Origin of the sequence: Aeoliella fuhlenseeensis (assembly GCF_052161615.1) — a bacterium.
Taxonomy (GTDB): domain Bacteria; phylum Planctomycetota; class Planctomycetia; order Pirellulales; family Lacipirellulaceae; genus Aeoliella.
The window spans coordinates 5,058,936-5,080,250 of sequence record NZ_CP197417.1 but is presented as its reverse complement, the minus strand read 5'-3'; the positions used below and the strand labels follow the sequence as shown (position 1 = coordinate 5,080,250).

Genomic DNA, 21,315 nt, shown 5'->3' with positions numbered 1-21,315 from the left:
TTGGTAGGTGGGGTGGGATGCAAGCAAGGTGGGAACGCGTGTGGTGAGCCGGGTCGTCCTCGACCCCGGAAACTTTGCCCGAAGGTAAGCTATCGCCACTTCGGACATTCCGGGGGCGCGCTGCGCCCTGGCTCACACGGTTGATTCTCACGCGGTATGCATTACTGACCACGCAGCTCGGGCGGGGGTTCGTAGAGTTTCGTAAGATCGATGCCTCCCCGCTGTTCTTCCTCCATCAGCGACATCCGCTTCTCCAGTTGCTCGAGCCGCCGGGCCATCTGGGGCAGCAGGTCTTCTTTCGGATCGCGCAAAGTTGGCCGGGGGACTTCGGGATACCCCAGCTGCCGGTGGAGCGAAGCAAACAGGTAGAGCGGGTCTTTGCGGCGGTTGGCTAGGGCGATGCGTCCCTCGCGGTCGCCGAACAGTGGCTGGGCCTCGGAATTGATGGGTTGTCCCGACCTTGCCGCACGCTCGGCGGCGTGAGCACTTTGGACGTACAGCAAGTCGGCGATGTCGACCATGCCCACCTGCCGACGGATGGTGAGGATCCAGTGTCGCCACGCTGCGTCGTACGCTGGATCGGCGGCAACCGCGGCGAGCCCCGCGTCGTACCCCAGGCGATTGCGACAGAGCACTTCGAACTGGTAAAGGAACAACCCTTGACGCGTCGGCACGGTGTTGTTGAACCGGCCGGCGCGATAGAGCGCTTCCTGAGCCAGCACGGCCAAGCCCACTCGAAGGTCAAACTTCCCCCGCTCGCGCTCGGCCTCGCCGACGATGAAGCTCTGGAAAGCCGTGAAGTAGTGTTGCAGCTTGTCCATCGCCGTATGAAACGCCCCCAAGTGCCGGAGTTCGGAGAGCATGAAGTCGATGGCCATCGGGAGCTTGGTGGTGGCGAGGGCCTCTTCGCGCACGGCGGCCAGCACGTCCTGCGCGGGGACGTTCGAGGCGATCCGCTCGCCCAGGGCCTGGAAAAAATGAGCCTGCTCGATGTACTCCTCTTGCCCCAAAGGAGCCACTTCGTTCGGCATTTCTGAGGTTTGCGTCATAGCAGGGAAGTCCGTAGGAGTGGTACATCGGCCTTGGCCGGCCTATCATCAGTAGAGCGCCGTCGCGGCCAAGCTGCAAGCGGCTAGCTAACCATTCGTACCTGATCCCCGAATATACTCCAGCGAAATCCAGACGTGTCTAGCCAGTTTGCAAGCATCGACGAGGCGGTCCAGGCCATTGGCCGGGGCGAAGTGATTGTGGTGGTGGACGACGAGGACCGCGAGAACGAAGGGGACTTCATCTGCGCCGCCGAGAAGGTCACGCCGGCAATCGTGAACTTCATGATCACCCACGGTCGGGGGCAACTCTGCATGCCGATCCTGCCCGAAGTGAGCCAGCGACTCGAACTGCCGCCAATCGTCGAAGACAACACCGCGCCACTCGGCACCGCCTACACCATCCCGGTCGATCATCGCAGCAGCCGTACCGGCATCACGGCTTCGGAGCGAGCGACCACCATCCTGGCGATCTGCGACCCCAAGAGCGTGCCGACTGATTTCGTCCGCCCGGGACACCTGGCACCGCTGGTGGCCAAGGAAGGGGGTGTGCTACGTCGCGCCGGCCACACCGAGGCCGCTGTGGACCTCGCGCGAATGGCGGGGCTCACGCCGGCGGGCGTGCTGTGTGAAATCCTCAACGAGTCGGGCGACCGCGCGAACCGCGAAGAACTCCGTGCGCTCGCCAAGCTGCACGGGCTGCCGATCATTTCGATCGAAGACCTGATCGCCTACCGCCGCGTCCGCGAGAAGCTGGTGTACCGCAAAGCCGAAGCCGACCTGCCAACGCGCTACGGCACGGGGCGGATCATCGCTTATGGCGTCGAGTACGAGACCCAGGAGCCGGTGGTGTTTGTGATGGGCGACATCAAGTCGGCCGACGCACCGCTGGTGCGTTTGCACTCGTCGTGTTTTACGGGCGACCTTTTGGAGTCGCTCCGCTGCGACTGCGGCGACCAACTACACATGGCGCTCGACATGATCAGCAACGAAGGCTGTGGCGTTCTGGTGTACTTGCCCCAGGAAGGCCGCGGCATTGGCTTGGTCGAGAAGATCAAAGCCTACGCCCTGCAGGACGAGGGAATGGACACCGTCGAAGCGAACGTGGCCCTCGGATTCAAAGCCGACCCCCGCGACTACGGCGTCGGCATCCAGTTGCTCAAGGACCTGGGCCTTCGCAAGGTTCGCCTGCTGACAAACAACCCCAAGAAAACCGACGCCTTCATCTACGGCGGCTTCGACCTCGAAGTGGTCGATCAGATTCCAATCGTCCCGCCGATCCACGAGCACAACGAGAAGTACCTGGCGACGAAACGGGACAAGATGGGGCATCAATTGCCGCAGTGAATCGCGGAACCACAAGGGCAGTGTCATCAGTTAGATCATGTCCGGGGTCGGGGACGACCCGGCTCACTGGGCCTCCCAATGTCCGTGTGAGCCGGGGCGTCCCCGCCCCCGGAGACTCTGCCGCCTGTCATGCGTAGCCCTTCCATGCTGTCACGGGAAATCAACCTCGATCCCTCTCGCACCACGTGGCACATCACCTGGGGCACGTACGGGACCAGGCTGCATGGCGGAATTGCTCCGACAGTAGACCGATCACACAATCAATACGGTGAAGCTTTCATAGAGCCAGATTCCGAGCGATACCAATTGGTGTCCAACTTGATGACGAACGAATCAGTTCGCTTTACGGACGAGCAGCGCCTCGTCGTCGAGCAACAACTTCCAGAAATTTGTGAACGGGGAGGTTGGGCGTATCGCATCGCCGCGGCGGAGATTGATCATGTTCATGTCCTCTGCGATGTCGATAGCGACATCCATGGCGAGAAGGTCCGGCGTTTACTAAAGCGGTGGCTTGGGCAGGAATTAAGCAAACACTGGCAGCTCGACAAAGGAGCAAGCTGGTGGGCGGAAGAAGGCTCGAACCGCGTGGTGAAAGGCGAGCGATACCTCGCGAACGTGTATAACTACATCTTGCAACAACAACATTCGAGGGCCCAGTGAGCCGGGTCGTCCCCGACCCCGGAAAGTTTGAAGTGGGTGAACCTTTGCCATTCTCAAAAAAGTCCGGGGTCGGGGACGCCCCGGCTCACTGGGCCTCCTGACATTGAACTTTTCCATGCTCCACTTCCACACCAACCTCTTCGCCACGCCGACGAAGCTCGCCGCGGGGCCGACCGTCGTGCTTCGCGGCGAGGAGTTCACGGCGCTCGTGGGGCCGGATGGGTCGCCGCCGTTGTTCGATCGTCCGCTTCCGCTGACGTTTGAGGAACTCCAAGAAAGACTCCAGCAGATTCCTCGCATGGACATCGAGCCGGATGGCTACTTTCTCGTCGCCGGAGGTGAGAGTGAGGGTGAGCGGTGGCAGATCGATGGGCACCTGTTCGAGTACGAAGATCGTATGCACCGCGTGGAACTTCACGGCACGTGCCCTGAAGAGATACTCACGCGGCTGGTGGCGGCTTGTGGGGCCGACGAGGTGGCGTATCAGCTCGTGATGGAAGGAGTGACGCTCAGCGAAACCGACTTCCGTCGCTGGGCATCGCTCGACCCCCACGGCTGAGCTACGCCTCGACCCGGGGGCGGTTCTGCCAGTCGATGCCCGAGATCTCGGCGAGCGCCAGCATCAGGGCCTGCGTGCCGTTCTTCGCGTGCCCTTGGGCGGCGGTGGCGCGGTACAGCTGCTCCACCAGTGCCACGCCCGGGAGCGCGATCCCCATCCGCCGCGACTCGTCGAGCACGATTCGCAAATCTTTGAGAAAGTGTTCGACGTAGAAACCTGGGTCGAAGTTGCCGGCGATGACTCGCGGTCCTAGGTTCGAAAGTGCCCAGCTTCCCGCGGCACCCGACGACACCGATTTGAGGGCGGTTTCCAGATCGAGCCCCGCCTTGTAGGCGTAGAGCAGCGCCTCGCACACGCTGATCATACCCCCGGCGACGAGCGTTTGATTGACCATCTTGGTGTGCTGCCCGGCACCGGCGGGACCCTGATGGACGTACGTCTTGCCCATGAGTGACCAGAGCGGTTCGAGCGCCGCCACCACGTTGGCATCGCCGCCGATCATGATCGAGAGCGCGGCGTTCTTCGCGCCGACATCGCCACCCGAAACGGGGGCGTCGATGCTCGTGACACCACGCTCTGCGGCTCGCCCCGCGATCTCCACCGCGAGCGAGGGTTCGCTGGTCGTCATGTCCACTAGCACAGCGCCCTGTTTGCTGCCAGCGAGCGCTCCACGCTCGTGATCCAGCAGCACGTGCCGCACGTCCGAGGGCATGCCCACGATCGTGAACACCACGTCCGACGCCTCCGCGACCTCGCGGGGCGAGTCAGCCCAAATCGCCCCGCGTGCGACCAGTCCATCGGCTTTGCCCTTCGTGCGATTAAACACCGTGCATTGGTAGCTACCCGCCATCAGGTGCCCACACATGCTGGTGCCCATGACGCCGGTGCCAATCCAGCCAATGCGAGTCGTTTCGGGGGAGATGTTCATCAGTGGCGAGTGCGATAGAGGTATTCGGTCGATTCTGGCGGTGGCGATACGGCTTCTAAGTGGAAGTCATGGAGCCGCGATTGTCTACTCCACCGTCATCGCCGCGGCCAGCACGCTCCAGACGTAGCTCGCGATCTTGGGCTCGGTCGAAGCTCGCGGGCCGGCGATGTTGAGGGTGCCGACGCCGTGTTCGGTGAGGAACTGGTTGAGCGCCTCGGCGTCTTTGCGAATGGCGCTCGCGATGCCGGGGCGCGTGTGCGCGTTGCGGGCAAGATGCAGCAGGGGTTTGTCGAGCTCTTCGGCCAATCGAAGGGTCAGCGCAGTGCCGCCGGTGACTTCGCGGGCGATGGTGATGACGACCGTGGCGTCGGAGTCCTCGATGTTCTGCCGGGTGCGGATGTGATAGCTGCCGGACGAGGTTTCGCGGAGGTTGTAGCGATCGTCAATCGCGCCGTCCTCGGCGCGACGACCTCGCGGGCACCAACCGCCGTGGGGCATGGCATGCTCGATGGCGAAGTCGAGCGCAGCGCGGTCGGCCCCCGTCTGGCCACCGGACACGATGGTCACTGTCGAAAGTGGCGTCTCCGCACCGCTCACTTGCGAAGTCCACTGGGGACGCCGTTGGGGAATTCCTCCTCGATCACCTGCTGAATGTACTGCACGCGATTGGCCGGCTTGGGATGGGTGCTGAGCATCTCGGGAGGTCCGCCGCCGGGGCTCGCTTCGTCGAGCACCTTCATCACGCCGATCATCGACCGCGGATCGTAGCCAGCGAGATACGTCAGGCGAACGCCCCACTTGTCCGACTCCAACTCGTCGTCGCGGCCGTACTTCATCTGGACCATCTGCGCGGCGGCCTGGGCCATGCGGGCACTGTTGGCGTCGCCACCCGCCACGCCACCCGCGGCAGCCAGACCACCAAAAAGTTGCTGCTGAGCCATCCGCTTGTTGCCGTGACGCTCGATCACGTGCCCCACTTCGTGCCCCAACACGCCGGCGAGCTCGCCATCGGTCGTCAAGCGATCGAGTAGCGCCTTGGTGATGAAGACTTGCCCGCCCGGTAGTGCGAAGGCGTTGACCGTTTGGGGATCGCGAAGCAAATGAAAGTCGAACGAGTAGGGATTCACGTAGTCCTCACCCGTCTCCCGTTTCTTCTCATCGATGTAACGTTGCAATGCCGCTAGCAGTTGCGCTCCGACGTCCTGCACACGAGCGGCGTCGGGACCGTTTTTGACGAAGCCGCCGAACTGTTGGGCCATCTCCGGGACGGCTTGCAGGCCCATCGCTACTTCCTGGGCCGGGTCGTTCATCGCCACCCGTTCTTTCGCCCCGGTGATCTCGTTGCGATCGCCAGGATTGCCGTAGTAGGAGATGAGCGCGAAGATCGCGATGCCCGCGGCGATTAATAGCCGCATCTTCAGGCCACCCATGCCGCCGCCTGATGAACGCCCGCCGGTGCCAAAGGGACTGCGGCCGCTCGAGCTTCGATACGAACCCCCACCGCGACTTGGAAACGGAAAACCCATCTGCGTGCCCTCGACCGTGACAAGCTCCGCACCGGTGTGCGAATGTCGCGTTAGTCTAGCACGGCGTGGCCGTGGCGGCAAAAGGGTTCGCAGTTCGGACGAATCGCTCTAACAAGTCCCTAGCCGGATCGCCATGCGGTCCGCAATCTATGTGTTAATCCAGTCCGATGATCTCCCCTCCATCAGGTGTGAGAAGTTTGGGAAGATTCTTCTCCATCTCGTCGTCTAGAACCAAGATCTGAGCTGATCCGTCACAAAACACTACCGCGACCTGTTTGCTCTCGCCGCGCCGCAGCAACTCAAAAGCAGTGGCCAAGTCAACTTCCCAGTCCGACGGCTTGGTCCACGGCACCGCAAGTTCCCGCGGGGCCTCTACGATCATCAACGTATTTACTGTCCCATCCGTGATCGACTTGTACGCGGTTCCAGTAGCCAAATAAAATTCTCGTCCTAAGAACTGCGATGGCTTCTCCACTGGCTTGCCGGTCGCAGGTGGAAATATACTGCCTGGATGCACGGGTAGCAGGTAGTTCGTCTTCCCTTCACTCGCGAGCTTGGGGTACGACGGATTGACGAAAGGTGCCGGTATGGTCCTGGCGAGCTTCAAGTTGTGGGGACTGTCCCACGGTTCGTCGAGGTGAAACTCGTTGAAAAGTGCTTGTTGCTCTAGAAAGGGAAGAATTGCCACCCGCCACGACAAAAGCGGCTTGCCCTCCTTGTCGACAATGGCCGCCGAGGCTGGAAGTTGCTTCTGAGTGTCGTGAAAATTTTGCATGGCCAACGCCAGCTGCTTGAGGTTATTGAGCCGCATATTTCGCCGAGCACCCTCCCGCGCTGACTCAATGGCGGGAATAACAATCGAACTCACGAGCTTTTCAACCTTATCGGCGCCCGAGTCGACATGGATCGTCAGCGTCGTTCCTTCGCGCGTTGGGGTGAGCACTTCGGCCGCGGCCTCCACGATTCTCACAACGGCGGGATCCGCCTTTTGGTCGACGAGAGTTTTCATCGCCTCCGTCCAGCCATTCTCGACCAGCTTTCCCCAAGTCTCGGCGGCTCGATCGCTGTTGGACTTGAGGCCGATCTTTAGTTGCCACTCCGGTGGGCACCGCACCAATACCACCAGTTGCTCAAGGTCGTCGGCGATCAGCGCGCCGGTGAGCGATTCGAACGGCGCGGGGAGCTCCGGCCAGAGCGCTCGCACCACGCGGCGAAACGAGTCGCCCGGTGCGAATAGCAGCGCTGCCATCGGTTCGCCTTGGCGTTCGGGCCACGAGAGCAACTCGCCGGCCATCGCGAGTCGTGTGCCTTCGGTTGGTTTCAAGTCGCGGAGTCGATTAACCGAGTTGTTATGACCAACGAGCACGTGCCCATCGATACTCGCGATTTGCAGAGGTAGTGTGCCTCCCGACATCTGCTGAAGGCTGCGGGCAAGCTCCGCCACGGCTTTCGCCTGCTCGGGCTTTTCCACCGTAATCGCGAGCACCGGCATCGTGTCGGGCGAGAAGACGTTGATGCTAAATACGACGACCAACTCGCGAGCCCCCGCGGCGCGGAAACTCTCGATCATGCCGCGCGACAGCGCGAAGCCTGGGTGATTGACTAGCTCGGCGGAGTCCTCGCCGCCAATCTTGCCCGCCAGCTCCTGCACGCCGGCAATCCAACGTCCATCGAGTTCCACGACCGCCACACCGAGCGTGTCGTCGCTCGTATACTGGTCGATGACCGCGGCGACGCGGGTTTGGGCGGGCGAGTCGGCGAGGGCGGAGGAAACCCCGGCGAGAAGGCAAGCCGTGAGATTCGCCACGAGAAAGTATCGGAGCCGTTTCATCGTATTCCCCTGATATCGTTTTCTTAAGTTCCAATTGAATGTTAAAGCAGACCCTCCGAAGAGCCCGGACCAAGCATGGTCAGGGTGAATATTCGGAGCTTCCATCCGCGAATATTTGCGTGATTCGCGGGCCAGATCTCGGCGCGACCAGAGGTCGCGGCTCTGTAATTATTTGGCGAGCGTCAGTTCGTACTGCTTCGCTTGATGAAAGCCATCGGACATGGGAAGCACGAGGATCGCCGTGTCGCCATCGAGTCGGTACTCGAAGTGCTCGCCCGTCGCGACGTTCCGCGGCACGGGGACGCAGGTAATTTCGTCGAGCGTCTTCGGCCACTTACCGTCGTTCTGCGCGGCGTGCATTCGCAGGGCTTCGATCACACGCAGGGCGTCGAGGTCGCGTTCGGAGCGGAACACGGCACTCTGCGCCGCTTGAACCGCGGGCAACAGAGCGCTGGCGATCGGAATGAGTTCGCGATCAGGACTGCTGCCAAAGATTCCTAGGTCGTCTTCCAATTCCTGCATGTTGCGATACAGCTTCTTTCCTGTCTGGTAGTCGAAGTAACCCACCTTCTCCCATTCGTCCGCAAACGTTTGGTAAGCCCGTGCCGAGTAGATGCTCAGCACTTGCCCCACGGCCATCGCATCGATCTCGTCGGTCGAGTAATCCCATGCGTAGAGTCGATCGCGAGCATGAGCGTACCCGAGAAGACCGAACGCCAGCGGCTGAAAGTCGGCAGCCAACGAGTCGTCTTCGAAATTGGTTCCATGGACCATTTGCGTCAGCCGAGCGCTCCGCTTCCACAGGGCGTTCCACTCGTCGTGCGACAGTTTCTTGCCCTCGGGGTTGTCGAGGAACTCAAACATCCGCGGGCCAATGGCTAGTTCCAACCGCAACGAATCGCGGAGGGAGACTTGAGGACGCGGCAGTTCGGTTAGCGCCCAGTACATGTTCGGCGAGTCCGGCGCGGCGATCAGGTCGACGACGTCGCTATTGGTGATGTTGCAAATCGCGATGCCGACCAGGTTGCTGACGAGAATGGGCTGCTGCCCCACGTCGCGACCGAGTCGATAGCTCATCCGCAGCATGTCGATGGCGTCGTCGTACCGCCCTTCGAGAATGGCGAGCCGGGTCTGAAGCGACATGGCCCGTTCGATCTCACGCATCGACTGAATCTCGGGGAGCAGGAACGAGATGATTTCGGGGCCCCTGAGGCCTTCGAAGTCGACACCCCAGTCGGTTTCTCGCGATAGCACCGCCATCTTCATGTGATCGATAAGACGATCGAAGCTGGTGGCAGCGTCTTTGAAGTCTTCGAGCGGAAGCTTGCTCAGTGGAGTTCCACCTGCGTACCATTCATCCATGGCTTCACCATGCTTTTCGCGCACCCGTTGCCACGTGCGTTCGACACCTCCTTCGGGGAACGAGCGCATGTAATGCGCCACCGAATTCCCCGGCTGCAGTTCATGAAGCCGATAGGTAAGCCGGTACTTGAACGCCGGCGTCGGTTCGTCCGCCGGAGTGACCGTCATGCGGATAATCTCGCTATCGCCCTGCGTGGCGCCTTCTTCCCGCACCGCCTCACTGCGTGCGAACGACGGGAAAATGGCAAACGTCACGCAAGCGATGGAGATGGAGAGAAAGTGAATAGCCGACGATCTACGTGTCCTCGGATGAAATGATGCGTTGTTCATACGACCGATTCCTGATTGCGATTAGAAGCTTCGTTAGGGTTCTCTGTTTCGATGTCGCGAGACTTTGTGGGGGTTGGGGCAGGAAGCATCTCTTCCATCAACCGCCGAACGGTTGGCGGACGCCGAGTCCCCGAGTCGCTTGGAAGTTCAGAATAAGTGCGATGCTCCCCCGGCCATGCGTCGACTCCTCGCTCTAAGATGGTCGCACGCAAGGCAAAGTAGTTGTTCGTCGGATCGGCGAGCAACAACGGGTCGATGCGTGGCGGACGGGAGGACTCATTGGCGAGAACTGGCGAGACGGTCGACGATGCTGGCTCGCTGTCGACGAGTTGCTCGGGCTCGGTAACGGGCGCAGCGACCATCTGTGGCAACTGCTGCGGCGAAGGCTGTTGCCACAACGCGAAGGCCATCGCAATGCTCGCGGCCGTGGCGAGGGCGGTGGTGGACTGCCAGATGCGGAGTGCGTGCTGTGGCGTGGCAGTCTTTGAGATATCGTAGTCGCGAGCGGCGTTGAAGCCGGCTCGGTACATAAGCTCATCACGGTCGATCGCCATCGGCGCGGGCGCAAACTTGGCGAGCGCCTTTTCGATTTGGTCGTTCGTCATTCGGACTTCGTCATTTTCGTGCATGGTATCTCCCACACTTGTCGCAGCCGGTCGAGGGCTTCGTGGTAGCGGCGGTGCAAGGTGCTGGCGCTGGTGCCAAGCACTTCGGCCGCCTCGTCAAAAGTCAGTCCGCCCCAAGTTTTTAGTACAACGAGCTCGCGTAAGTCGTCGGGCAGTTGGGCGACGGCATCGAGCAACTCGCGCGACTCATTGGTGCTAGTTCGCGAGTGGAGTCGGTGCTGCCAGGCTTGTTGTTCGTTCGCGTGGCGGCGGCGATCGCTTCGCGCTTGGTTCATCGCCCGCCGGCGAACCACGGCGTAAAGCCACGCCACGGGGTGATCGGGCATCGGGTGCTGGGCCGCCAGGGCCACGAGTGCTTCCTGCACGCAGTCGTCCGCCGCGGTGGTCCACTGCGCTGCGTAAAGCGCGAGCGACGCCCCGTGACGGTCGATGAGTTCCCCCAGCCACCGCCCGCGCGTAGGCCCGTTGCCAGATGGCTCGTCGGCTGAGGGCTGCATCCGCGGCTCCCGGTGTTGGGTGGAACTACATACGAGTCACCGCTCGCCCGGCAGCCATCCCAGGCGAACTTGGAAAAAAAGAAAATGGAGATGAAGAGAAGCGGAAAAGATCGATGGAACGGAAGCAAACTCGCCTACGAATTGTCAGCAATGAAGCGGTAGCGAATTGCTGGGTGCTCTAACTCTTCGTGCATTCTCGTGACTTTTCGTGGTTATCTCGCCGGACCAATCACACGAAAATGGCCACGAGAAGGCACGAAGAGACACAAGAATCGGAAAATCGCAGCAATCCGCCAGCTAGGAGTTTACCGTCCGGCGAGCAGGTATTCTTCCCGCGCCAGGCCCGCCGCGCCGATGTAGCCGGCATCGCCACCAAGTCGGGCGAAGTCGATGCTGATTTCGTCGCGGAGGTTCTCGAAGATACGGGCCCGCGTTTGGCTGCGGATTTCGGCCAGGAAACGCTCGCCGAGCGGATGGCCCGATCCGCCGAAGGTCATCGCCCCGCCGATGACGACGCTCTCGGGGTCGACGGTGTGGATGATCGTGGCGAGACCGATCGAAAGCAGCTTGGCGGTTTCGAGCACGATGCCCATCGCCAGCGAGTCGCCCGCCTCGGCCGCTTGGGCAATGGCGAGCGGCGTTAGGTCGTCGTCCGACAGTTCGCGGAGTGTCGAGTTGATCGTGGTTGCGGCGAGCGCTTCGCGAGTTCGGTTCAGGACGCCGTACGCACCGCAGTAACCCTCGAGCGTGCCACGAAGGTTCAGCGAGTTGAGGGGGGCGTCGTCGCGGCGGTCGATGACGATGTGGCCAATTTCGCCACCCGCACCATGGGCACCTACGAGCAGCCGGCCATCGATGATAATGCCACCCCCCACGCCCGTGCCGAGTGTGACGAGGGTCATGTCGCGGAAGTCGGCCCCCGCGCCGCTCCAGAATTCGCCGAAGGCGGCCGCGTTGGCGTCGTTGGCGAACGTGACGGGGAGGCCCGAGGCCTTGGCGTAAAGGTCGCGAATGGGCGAGTTGTGCCAGGCGGGCAAATTGCCCGGACCCAGCAGCTTGCCAGCGGGCAGGTCCATGGGGCCGGGAGTCGCCAAACCGGCGCGAGCCACCACCTTTTTGCCTTGCACACCCAGTTCGGCGAGGAGGCCTTTCAGCGCCTCGGCCGACCGGCGGGCCGCCGCTTCGGGGCCATCCTCCTGCTGGGTCTCGATCTTGGTAAACGCCACGGGGTAGCCGGCGTCGTCCACTAGGCCAATCTTGATGTTGGTCCCGCCTACGTCAAAACCCGCAAACAGCGGCAACTTGGCCTGATCGATCGACAGCAGCTTGTCCGGGGTAGTCATGGGCAGCAGGAGGACGCGAGAGTGCATGGAGTGGGCGGGACATGCCCGCCAATATAGTCAGCCGCCCGCCTGCGGGGCAATTAGGTGCCGCGGGAAGAGAAACGAGAGTGCCCTCCATGATTGTTGGATTGACATGTCGGAACATTCCGATATATTTAAGGGTGAGGACCCTATGGCAACCACCAAACGCATGCGAATGACGAATCTCGAGGCCCTCGGCCAAGCAGCCGAGTGCCTAAAGACCCTCGCGCACCCGCATCGTCTGCGAATGGTGCAGATGCTGCTGCAAGGCGACTTCACCGTGGGCGAACTTGCCGAGGCGTGCGAACTGCCAAGTCATATGGCTTCGGAGCATTTGAGGCTGATGCAGCGCTGCGGACTGCTTGAAAGCGAGAAAGATGGCCGCCGGCGATACTATCGCATCGGCGAGCCCCATTTGGCGTCGATCATGGAGTGCATCGAGGCGCGATTCGGAACCAAGTAGTTGCATTGCCGAGCGGTGGTGGTTCCGACTTTTATTTCACCTAATATGTCGTTGTGTATCGACATATCCACTTATTGGAGGGCCAGAACATGTCAGCCACCATTCGACCTATCGACCTCGGGCACGTGCTCGCGAGCGGCAACGGCACATTGGTCGACGTTCGTACGCCTGCCGAGTTCCAAAGCGGCCATGTTCGCGGCGCAGTGAATGTGCCGCTCGAGCAGGTATCGCCGACGTCGGTGCCGAAGCCCCAGGAGGGCGAACCCCTGTACGTCATCTGCCAAAAGGGATCGCGGGGCGGAAAAGCGTGTGACCAACTCGCCGCGGCCGGTATGAGTAATGTGGTGAACGTCGAAGGGGGGACCTCGGCTTGCGAACAAGCGGGCCTGCCGATGGTCTACGGCAAGCAAACAATGTCGCTCGAGCGTCAGGTCCGGATCGCTGCCGGAACGCTGGTGGTCTTGGGCGTGGGGCTGGGGTTTGTTCATCCGGCGTTTTTTGGCCTCGCGGCTTTCGTCGGGGCGGGACTGGTGTTCGCTGGGCTAACGGACACCTGCGGCATGGGAATGCTGCTGGCGCGAATGCCTTGGAATCAGGTACGCACGGGCGGTGGTGGCTGCGTGCGGAATTAGGTATACAGGCTTGTGTTCTGGGGAGGACCAACATGAAGATCGTGATCGTGGGCGGCGTGGCTGGTGGAGCGAGTGCTGCCACCCGGTCGCGAAGGCTATCGGAAGAGGCGGAAATCATCCTGGTCGAACGGGGTAGCTACCCGTCGTTCGCCAACTGCGGCATGCCTTACTACATCGGCGGCACCATCGCCTCGCGCGACAAGCTGCTCGTTAGTCCCGTCGAACGGCTTCGGCAGCGCTATCAGCTTGATGTCCGCGTGCGCGAGTCGGTCGAGCTGATTGATCGAGCTGCGAAGCAAGTCACCATTCGCCGCCTCGATTCGGGCGAAGTCTACACCGAGAGCTACGACAAACTAATTCTCTCGCCAGGCGCAGCGCCGTTCCGCCCGCCGATTCCTGGTGCCGACCTTCCCCGCACCTACACGCTTCGCACGCTCGAGGATGCCGACCGCCTAGCCGAAGTGACTCGCGATGCCACTCGCGCGGTGATCATCGGTGCGGGGTTCATTGGAATCGAGATGGCGGAGAACCTGGTGCACCGCGGGCTCGAGACTTCGCTTGTTGAACTCAATCAACAGATTCTGCCACCGTGGGACGCTGAAATGGTAGTACCGCTGGAGCGACTGCTTCGCGAACGCGGCGTAAAGATGCATCTGGGCGACCAGGCGAAGGAGTTTCGTGCGACGGAGGGTGGTCTTGAAGTGGTGCTCGCGAGTGGTCACACCTTGCAAGCCGACTTTGTGGTGCTGGCTATTGGTGTGCGGCCCGAGAACACGCTGGCCGTCGATGCCGGACTGAACGTCGCCGAGCGAGGTGGCATTCAAGTGAATTGCCATCAGCAAACAAGCGACACCGACATCTACGCCGTTGGCGATGCGATTGAAGTTACCGATGTCGTCTCCGGCAAGCCGGTGCAGATACCGCTCGCGGGGCCCGCGAACCGCCAGGGACGTATCGCTGCCGATCATATCTTCGGGCGCGAGTCGAGCTATCGAGGCACGCAAGGCACTGCGATCGTCGGGCTGTGGGATCACGGAGCCGCGATGACGGGACTGAGCGAGAAGGCGTGCCAGCGACTTGGCATCGCGTACGAGAAGGTTTACCTGCACCCAGCCGACCACGCCGGCTACTATCCCGGTGCGACGCCGATGGCGATGAAGATCGTATTCGATCCGGTGAGTGGAAAGCTACTTGGTGGCCAAGTCGTAGGACGCGATGGCATCGACAAGCGGACCGATGTGCTGGCGATGGCGATTCAGGCGGGGATGACCGTCGAGGATCTTGAAGAGGTCGAACTCGCTTACGCCCCGCAGTACGGCTCGGCGAAGGACCCGATCAACATGGCCGGCTTTATCGCCGCTGGGGTGGTTCGCGGCGATCATCCAGTGGTGCACGCGTCCGACCTCATCGCGGGCAAGCTCGACGACGCCGTGCTGCTCGACGTTCGCACGCCCGAGGAATTCGCGGCGGGCGCGGTGGCCCTGGGGGTTAATATCCCGCTCGACGAACTCCGCGATCGCATGGATGAAATACCTCGCGACAAGCCGGTGGTCGCTTACTGCAAAGTCGGACAGCGGGGGTACATGGCCACTCGCATCCTGAAGCTCGCAGGCTACGATGTTCACAATCTGAGTGGGGGCTACATCACCTACGAGCAAGTCGCCGCCGCCAAACCGGCCTAGCGAAAATCTCCCTAACCAAGTTCCCACTCGCGGTAGCGAAGCTGGGTGCTCGACACGTCGTTGCGGAACGTCGACTCGGCGACCGAAGTCGAGATCGCCAATAGCTCTCGCGGCAGGCCTAAGGTCTCGAGCGTCTGGTACTCGCCGTTCATCTCGCGACCGAACACCAGGAACGAAGCTCCCAATTCGGCAAGCTCGTCGATGGCGGCATCGCGGGCACGAATGCTTCCGCCGTAGTACTTGGCCTCACCGATGCGCGAGATGGTGTCGGCCCCCACGACGAAGGGCGTGTTGGGGAACATTTTCGCCTTCTCGACAAACGTTGGCGCGCGGGTGAGTACCAGCGGCTTGCTTTCGAACTGCAATACGCGCGATTCGATTTCCACGAAGTCGAGCGGCGGCTTATCGACGTTCGTGATCGACAGCTCGAAGATCAAATCGCAATCGAGCAGCTGTTCGGCAATCGCAGCCATCTCGACGTGACCTGCGTGGAGTGGATTGAACGCACCGGGAAACAGGGCGATTGCGTCCGTCGCCCCACGGCAGTTCATTTCCACCCGCGATTTCTTGCCAGTGAGCAGGGTTTGCCATGTCGGCAGGGCCTCCACGCGCCGGCGAACCACTTTCTCGTCTTCGCCCAGCATCATCGTGAAGTGGGGTTCCAGTCCCGCGGCCTCGGCGGTGGCATAAAGAACCAACTCGGCAGCGAGGGCTTCTTCCTCAGCGCGGGTTCGCGCTCCTTTAGTCAGCTCAAGCGATAGCGCGCACGTGCTGGTCGCCGTTTGGAAAGCGACCTGGACGCGGTGGGCTCCCTTCTTCGGTCGATCCGTGGCGAGCGACGCCGTGACCGCCACACCCGCGACTCGCGACTTGGTAGAGCTCAGCCGGCGGGCACGCATGTAGGCCGCCATCGCCATCGCCCGGGCCGTCCGCTCGCCGCAAGCTTGCTCGGGCTCGGCACCAAGCCACTCGGTAAGCGCCTGCGGGCTATAGGGTACGTGCGCGTCGAGCACCGTCCGTGAACCCCCTGGCACCGACAGTAAGGATCCTAGAGCCGACGCCCCGCCACCGGTCATGGCGAACACGAATTCAACGGGTGCGGCGTGGATGGCTTGAATCTGGGCGAGCGTTTCGGAGTTCATCGAGGTTCTGCACAGCCAGGAATGTACGGGGGGGTGGGAACAGCGCCGAACGCAAGATAACACCCGAGGCTCGCCCCACGCGATGGCCCCCTGGGTGGCGAAGCCCGGTTGTACCGCCCGGTGCGACACCAATGAGGCTTTTTCGCCACACGTGGTGACTTTCGGCCGCAGGCTTTGTTGATTGCACGGGGCGGCCGGCAACGGCTGAAGGCCGGTTCCGAGGCTCGAAGTCCCTATTCGGCGACCAAGGCGCGCTATCGCTTACCCTCGGCATAGAGGTTGCATTTACTTCGCGGGAGGAAATTCCCACCGACGGCTCGATCCTCCCCGCCACCTCTCTCGGTAAGTCGCTCATGTCCGAAGTGGTTGAAATCAACGATCTCGGTTCGCTTGCCGGGTGTCGCCTGCTGTGGAACTCGCTGTTCGCCGAGACGCCCGGTGCGACCTATTTTCAGACCTACGACTGGCTGGAAAACTACTGGCGGCATTTCGGCGAGGGAAAGCGACTGCGGGTCTTGGTCGTTCGGGCCGCCGGCCAGCCGATTGGAATCCTGCCACTTTGCGTCGAAACACGCCGGCATCGCCTCGCAATGCTACGCGTGCTGACCTACCCGCTCGACGACTGGGGGACCTTCTTCGGACCCATCGGCCCCAACCCCACCGCGACCTTAATCGCGGGGATGCGGCACATCGCGGCGACACCGCACGACTGGGACCAAATTGACTTGCCGTGGATTGCCAACGAAGCCGAAGGTGGCGAGCGAACCGTACGGGCGATGCAGTTCGTCGGCCTGAACGCCGAGGTCGAATCGCATGGCCCTACTTCGATGATTGACCTAGCCAGCGCGGGCACGTGGGAGAACTACCTCGGCACGCTGCCTCGAAAGATGCGACAAGGCTGGCAGCGAACGCTCCGCCGTGTTGAAGAGTGGGGAGGCGTGGAGTTCGAACGTTTTCGCCCGCTGGCACTACGCAATGGCGATGGGGACGCCCGCTGGGATTTGTACGACGAGTGCGAAGAAGTGGCTCGCGCGAGTTGGCAAGCTTCGTCGACCGACGGCAACACGTTGTGCCATCCTGGTTTGACGGAGTTCTATCGCGACTCGCACGAAGTGGCCACGCGGCTTGGAATGGCGGACCTGGCAGTGCTTCGGATTGCTGGCCGCCCCGTGGCGTTTTGGTACGGCACGCACTGCCAAGGCCGGGTGAGTGGCCTGCGGATGGGCTACGTCCCCGACTCGCCGGTCGGCGGCGTCGGCATGGCGCTACTCGCCCGGGTGGTCGAAGACAGCTTCGCCCGCGGCGACGAGCAGTTCGACCTCGGTCCCGGCAGCGAAAAGTACAAAGAGCGAATCCGCACCCACCGCGTCGAGCGGCAACGAGTGACGCACGTCCCGGCGACCGCGTGGCGGCCCCAGTTGGTTCGCGCGGCACGCTGGTTTCAGCGACGCGGCCGTGTCGAGTTCGTCGGAGGGGGATCTGACCCCGAGTAGGCGGCTATTTTACTTAGCCGCCTCCCGCAACGCTTAGTCACGCTGCGGCGTGCTCTCGATTTCCGCCTTGGCTTCTTCCATTGCGGCTGCTTCGCGAGCCAGCTTGAATTCGGGACCCGGAGCAAAGTACTGCACGTCGTCCTGCAAGTACCAAGGGCTTGGCAGAACCTGGCCCGAGTACACGCCTTGGCAGCCCGTGAGCGCCAAAGAGGCCAACACGACCACGCCGCAGGCGGCTTGCGAAAGTTTGTGGCTCATCGGTCGGTCCGTTGCGTTGTTCATGGCAATGTGGCTGGCGATGCAGATAAGATTCGGTTGCGAATAGGTTGGTGGCTCGCCTAGCTGGCCAGCCGTTACTACCGTTATCGTCCTCACGACCGTCAAGGTTTAACTAAGTCGCAAAAAAGTCTCGGCCGAGGGACCGAACTGCCCAGAATCGCCGGCCGTATCCAAATCCTAGGGTCCCTACTGTTAAGCTGGATAAATCGCCCCCTTTGTCGGCGAATGGTAGAATACGCCGATTCCGCGCGCCAGCTCCCAGACGCACCACGCACCCCCGCAGGCTTGTATGATCGCTCGACTTCGCCCCGCCCCATGGCTGATAGCATTGGCAGCTCTCTGGCTTGCGGCTACGGGCACGGTGGCCGTGGCTCAAGGCACCCGGTCCGATCCCGGTCCCTCGTACTTCGCCACGATCGAAGAGCTCTACCGGGGCGAGTACCAACAGGCAGAGCGGGGGTTTCAAAACGAAGTCCGTGGTGGCATCCGCGTGGGGCTCGCTCGCTGGGTCGACTCCATTTGCTATCGCGCGATGCTCGGCGAGACGCTCTACCAGATGGGTCGACCCCGGGAAGCGCTCGTCCAATTCGACGCCGCTTGCGAGCTGTTCCTTAGCTACCCGCGCTGGATGATCGCCGTCCGGTTTCAAAATCCTCGCCCCGATAACAACATCGCTCGTCGCACTTCGCCATGGGGTGGCTCGACACGCCGGCCCACCTACGGCGTGTTCACCGAGACGATGCTCGTCCAACAAGGCGAGCTGATCACCGAGCAGCGCCTCGCCCAAGGTGGCCAGTTGCAGGCGCCCCAGATGTGGCGGCTCAATGTCGTGGAAGTCGTCCGAGCAACTGCGCTCGCCATACGTCGTCGCAACGAAATCCTCGGGCCACTCGGCCAGCACGATCGCATGAGCAAGAGCCTGGTCGGCGCCCTCGCCCGCGGCGACAACACCGAACGCAATCACTGGTCAACGGCCTGGACTGAGCTACTTCTTGGCCTTGCTCAACAGGGCGTGGGCGAATCGCAACAAGCGCTGGCGCACCTGACTCGCGCGACCCTGGTGGATGGCCGGTTCGATCACCCGTTGACGGGTGCCGCGCTCTATGCCCAGGCAGTCATCGCCATGGAGGCGGGCAACGCCGATGCGGCGCTTAACTTGGCGACCGAGGCGAGCTACGCAGCGTTTGCTTATGAAGACTACGACATTCTGGGCGTGTCGCTCGAACTTGCTCACCAAGCGTGGATGGCACGTGGCGGCGAAGGGGTCATGCCAGCGCTACCCGTTGCCGCGCAGTGGGCCGATCGTCAGAATTTGCACCATCTCTCGGCTGACTTCTTCTTGCTCGCCGGCGAGGAACTCGCGGCCTCGGGCGACGCCAAGGGGGCGGCCAACATGCTCACGGGCGTTTCGCCCCGTCGCCGCGACCTTCGCATGGGTCGGCTGGCCCCCGAAAAGCGCTACGTCGAAGCCTTCATTGCTTACCTAGAACGCAACGACGCCGTGGGCGATAAAGCCGCGACCGAAGCCATCGCCCTCGAAGGCCGCCAGTCGCTGCGGCACCTACAGATCGCGCTGGCCAACCAGCGCGTTGATGGCGGTCAACTTTCGACTCGCGTGGCCGTGGACGTCTATGCCTTGCTGCTACGCGATCCCGCAGCCGCGGATTGGGCGGCAAGTCCGCTCGGCACGCTTACCAACCTTTCGACTTCCTACGAAGGAGCGATGGGGCGATGGATGCTCGCCGCGCTCGGCCGCGAAGAAGTGCTCCCCGCTATCGACGTCGCCGACACCACCAAGAGGCGTCGGTTCTGGATGGCGCAACCGCTGGGAGGCCGGCTGCTGGCGATTCGTCATCTATTAGAAAGCGATCCGGCCAAGCTTCCGCCCACTGCCGCTGCCGAGCGCCGCAATTTGTTGCTCCGCGTCCCTGACTACGAGAAGCTTCTGACCGAAGCCGTCGCGATCGAGGCCGAACTCGCTGCCCAGCCCCTGGCCGATGCCGAAGGTCGCGTGGGGCAAGACCGCTATAACGCGCTCAAGAAGCTCGCGAAGAACGCGGAGAATCGCGAGTCGCTCATCAGGCAACTCGTTCTCCGCCGCGATCCGACCGACTTGTTGCTTCCGCCAGCGATGTCAGCGAAAGATGTGCAGGCGAAGCTCGTGCCGGGGCAAGCGGTGGTCATGTTCCATCAGTCGGCGAGTTCCTACTTCGCATTCATCTTGACGCAGCAGGCCTACCACCATTGGCGACTCCCTGAAGCCGGTCCTCTTGCCGATAAGACGGCCGAAATGCTCCGTGCGATGGGCCACTTCGGAGCCAATCGCGAACTCGACTCCGCAGCACTCGCCACCGACGCCTGGCGTCCGATGGCGGTGCAATACGGCGACATGCTGTTCGGCGAATCGCGGCTCGACCTAGGCAAGACTACCGAGCTCATCGTTATTCCCGATGGCGTGCTGTGGCACGCACCGATCGAGCCCCTCATGCCATCGACCGGTAGCAACAAGGAGATGGTGATCGACCGCACGCCGGTCCGCTACGTGCCAACACTCGCCTACGCCGCGCCTGACACGTTCCGCCCCAGCCCCGTCCGCACCACGATCATCGCCACGGCTACGGGTTCAGGGGCAAACGGATTTCTGCCGCAGCAGGCGGCGGAAGAGATTGCTGGCACGGCTACGGGCTCGGTGGTGATTGGCTCACCGGTGGCCGTTACTTCGCCGCTGGTCGCGTCGGTCGTGGAGCAGGTCGTGTCGCTCGCCGACGCAACGCTCGATCCCGCCGAGCCGTACTCGTTCATTCCATTGCCACTCGATCGCGGAACGGGGCGAGGTACCCTTGGTTCGTGGCTGACATTGCCGCTGCCGGGTTGCGAGCGTTTAATTCTTGCCGGAGTTCACACGGTCGCCGAGAGTGGCCTCAAAACGCGCGGCCGTGGCCGAAGCGAGGCGACTTCGTCCGCCGGCCCCGAGTTGTTCCACGCTAGCTGCGGCCTGCTCGCCAGCGGTGCGAAGACCGTGCTCTTGAGTCGCTGGCAGACCGGCGGCAAGACGGGTCGCGAGCTCGTTCGCGAATTCGTCCTCGAACTACCGCACACCACTGCCGACGAAGCATGGCGTCGAAGCGTCGCGCTGGCTCGGCGGACGAACCTCGATGCCGAGCAAGAACCCCGCTTTAAACGCCCCGCCGAAGGCAGCGATCCGGTCACAGCCGACCACCCGTTCTTGTGGAGTGGTTACTTGCTCGTCGACACCGGCTTCAATCCCGCACCGCCGGAGCCAGAACCCGGCGTCGATGGCGTGCCACCCGCGGCACCGGGCGCTGTACCAGGTGCTGCTCCCGGCGCGGCACCCCCAGTCGCCCCACCAGCGGGAGCCCCCGGAGCCGCGCCACCCGGGGCAGCCCCAGCAGCAAACCCGCCCGTTGCGCCACCCGTGGTACCGCCCGCGGAAAAGTGAGAAGCCAGTTGCCCCCTCTCCGTCGACCCTCACCGGGTCGGGGGAGAGGGGACAACGACAGCCATCGAACGTCGCGCGTTCTCCCAAG

19 protein-coding genes are annotated in these 21,315 nt (G+C 62.4%); 8 read left to right on the top strand and 11 right to left on the bottom strand.

Going from position 1 to position 21,315, the window contains the following annotated elements; translation table 11 throughout:
• Positions 1 to 161 precede the first annotated feature (161 nt).
• Positions 162 to 1,049: a hypothetical protein gene (locus SH292x_RS19890; protein WP_442482772.1), complete on the bottom strand. Its 888-nt coding sequence runs from the start codon at positions 1,047 to 1,049 to the stop codon at positions 162 to 164.
• Positions 1,050 to 1,184: 135 nt separating this feature from the next.
• Here SH292x_RS19890 and ribA point away from each other — a divergent pair, with 135 nt between their 5' ends.
• From ribA to SH292x_RS19875, 3 genes are all read left to right on the top strand, one after another.
• The gene (gene ribA, locus SH292x_RS19885) at positions 1,185 to 2,393 is read left to right on the top strand and encodes a GTP cyclohydrolase II (protein ID WP_442482771.1); all 1,209 of its coding nucleotides are present in this window, start codon (positions 1,185 to 1,187) and stop codon (positions 2,391 to 2,393) included.
• Positions 2,394 to 2,714: 321 nt separating this feature from the next.
• Positions 2,715 to 3,053: a hypothetical protein gene (locus tag SH292x_RS19880; protein ID WP_442482770.1), complete on the top strand. Its 339-nt coding sequence runs from the start codon at positions 2,715 to 2,717 to the stop codon at positions 3,051 to 3,053.
• Between the two features lie 115 nt (positions 3,054 to 3,168).
• Positions 3,169 to 3,612 carry a hypothetical protein gene (locus SH292x_RS19875; protein ID WP_442482769.1) on the top strand — a complete coding sequence of 148 codons (444 nt, stop codon included), beginning with the start codon at positions 3,169 to 3,171 and terminating at the stop codon, positions 3,610 to 3,612.
• 1 nt (position 3,613) lies between these two features.
• On the opposite strand, the gene SH292x_RS19870 is transcribed toward SH292x_RS19875, so the two are convergent.
• From SH292x_RS19870 to SH292x_RS19835, 8 genes are all read right to left on the bottom strand, one after another.
• The gene (locus tag SH292x_RS19870; protein ID WP_442482768.1) at positions 3,614 to 4,540 is read right to left on the bottom strand and encodes an NAD(P)-dependent oxidoreductase; all 927 of its coding nucleotides are present in this window, start codon (positions 4,538 to 4,540) and stop codon (positions 3,614 to 3,616) included.
• Between the two features lie 84 nt (positions 4,541 to 4,624).
• Positions 4,625 to 5,137: a putative molybdenum carrier protein gene (locus SH292x_RS19865; RefSeq protein ID WP_442482767.1), complete on the bottom strand. Its 513-nt coding sequence runs from the start codon at positions 5,135 to 5,137 to the stop codon at positions 4,625 to 4,627.
• The gene (locus SH292x_RS19860) at positions 5,134 to 6,066 is read right to left on the bottom strand and encodes a M48 family metalloprotease (RefSeq protein ID WP_442482766.1); all 933 of its coding nucleotides are present in this window, start codon (positions 6,064 to 6,066) and stop codon (positions 5,134 to 5,136) included. Before SH292x_RS19860 ends, SH292x_RS19865 begins: the two co-directional genes overlap by 4 nt.
• A 154-nt stretch (positions 6,067 to 6,220) precedes the next feature.
• Complete coding sequence (locus tag SH292x_RS19855) at positions 6,221 to 7,897, bottom strand: DUF1559 family PulG-like putative transporter (RefSeq protein ID WP_442482765.1); 1,677 nt, start codon at positions 7,895 to 7,897, stop codon at positions 6,221 to 6,223.
• 168 nt (positions 7,898 to 8,065) lie between these two features.
• Positions 8,066 to 9,589, bottom strand: coding sequence for a hypothetical protein (locus tag SH292x_RS19850; protein WP_442482764.1), 1,524 nt, complete (start codon positions 9,587 to 9,589; stop codon positions 8,066 to 8,068).
• A complete protein-coding gene (locus tag SH292x_RS19845) occupies positions 9,586 to 10,194 on the bottom strand; it encodes a hypothetical protein (protein ID WP_442482763.1) in 609 nt (202 codons plus the stop codon). Before SH292x_RS19845 ends, SH292x_RS19850 begins: the two co-directional genes overlap by 4 nt.
• Complete coding sequence (locus SH292x_RS19840; protein ID WP_442482762.1) at positions 10,191 to 10,712, bottom strand: RNA polymerase sigma factor; 522 nt, start codon at positions 10,710 to 10,712, stop codon at positions 10,191 to 10,193. Before SH292x_RS19840 ends, SH292x_RS19845 begins: the two co-directional genes overlap by 4 nt.
• Before the next feature lie 305 nt (positions 10,713 to 11,017).
• A complete protein-coding gene (locus SH292x_RS19835) occupies positions 11,018 to 12,055 on the bottom strand; it encodes an ROK family protein (protein ID WP_442482761.1) in 1,038 nt (345 codons plus the stop codon).
• Positions 12,056 to 12,227: 172 nt separating this feature from the next.
• On the opposite strand from SH292x_RS19835, the gene SH292x_RS19830 reads away from it, so the two are divergent.
• The 3 genes from SH292x_RS19830 to SH292x_RS19820 all read left to right on the top strand — a co-directional run bounded on the left by SH292x_RS19830 (position 12,228) and on the right by SH292x_RS19820 (position 14,853).
• Positions 12,228 to 12,539 (top strand): ArsR/SmtB family transcription factor, encoded by a 312-nt coding sequence (locus tag SH292x_RS19830; RefSeq protein WP_442482760.1) that lies wholly within the window; start codon positions 12,228 to 12,230, stop codon positions 12,537 to 12,539.
• Positions 12,540 to 12,628: 89 nt separating this feature from the next.
• Entirely contained in the window at positions 12,629 to 13,171 is a 543-nt protein-coding gene (locus SH292x_RS19825; RefSeq protein WP_442482759.1) for a rhodanese-like domain-containing protein, read from the top strand.
• Between the two features lie 32 nt (positions 13,172 to 13,203).
• Positions 13,204 to 14,853, top strand: a complete 1,650-nt coding sequence (locus tag SH292x_RS19820) for an FAD-dependent oxidoreductase (protein WP_442482758.1) — start codon at positions 13,204 to 13,206, stop codon at positions 14,851 to 14,853.
• A gap of 11 nt (positions 14,854 to 14,864) precedes the next feature.
• On the opposite strand, the gene SH292x_RS19815 is transcribed toward SH292x_RS19820, so the two are convergent.
• Positions 14,865 to 15,995 carry a hypothetical protein gene (locus SH292x_RS19815; protein WP_442482757.1) on the bottom strand — a complete coding sequence of 377 codons (1,131 nt, stop codon included), beginning with the start codon at positions 15,993 to 15,995 and terminating at the stop codon, positions 14,865 to 14,867.
• A 353-nt stretch (positions 15,996 to 16,348) separates the two neighbouring features.
• Here SH292x_RS19815 and SH292x_RS19810 point away from each other — a divergent pair, with 353 nt between their 5' ends.
• Positions 16,349 to 17,488, top strand: a complete 1,140-nt coding sequence (locus SH292x_RS19810; protein WP_442482756.1) for a GNAT family N-acetyltransferase — start codon at positions 16,349 to 16,351, stop codon at positions 17,486 to 17,488.
• Between the two features lie 33 nt (positions 17,489 to 17,521).
• Here the strand turns inward: SH292x_RS19810 and SH292x_RS19805 are convergent, their stop codons facing one another.
• A complete protein-coding gene (locus SH292x_RS19805; protein WP_442482755.1) occupies positions 17,522 to 17,770 on the bottom strand; it encodes a hypothetical protein in 249 nt (82 codons plus the stop codon).
• 286 nt (positions 17,771 to 18,056) lie between these two features.
• Between SH292x_RS19805 and SH292x_RS19800 the strand changes: the two genes are divergently transcribed.
• Complete coding sequence (locus SH292x_RS19800; RefSeq protein WP_442482754.1) at positions 18,057 to 21,227, top strand: CHAT domain-containing protein; 3,171 nt, start codon at positions 18,057 to 18,059, stop codon at positions 21,225 to 21,227.
• Positions 21,228 to 21,315: the final 88 nt, after the last annotated feature.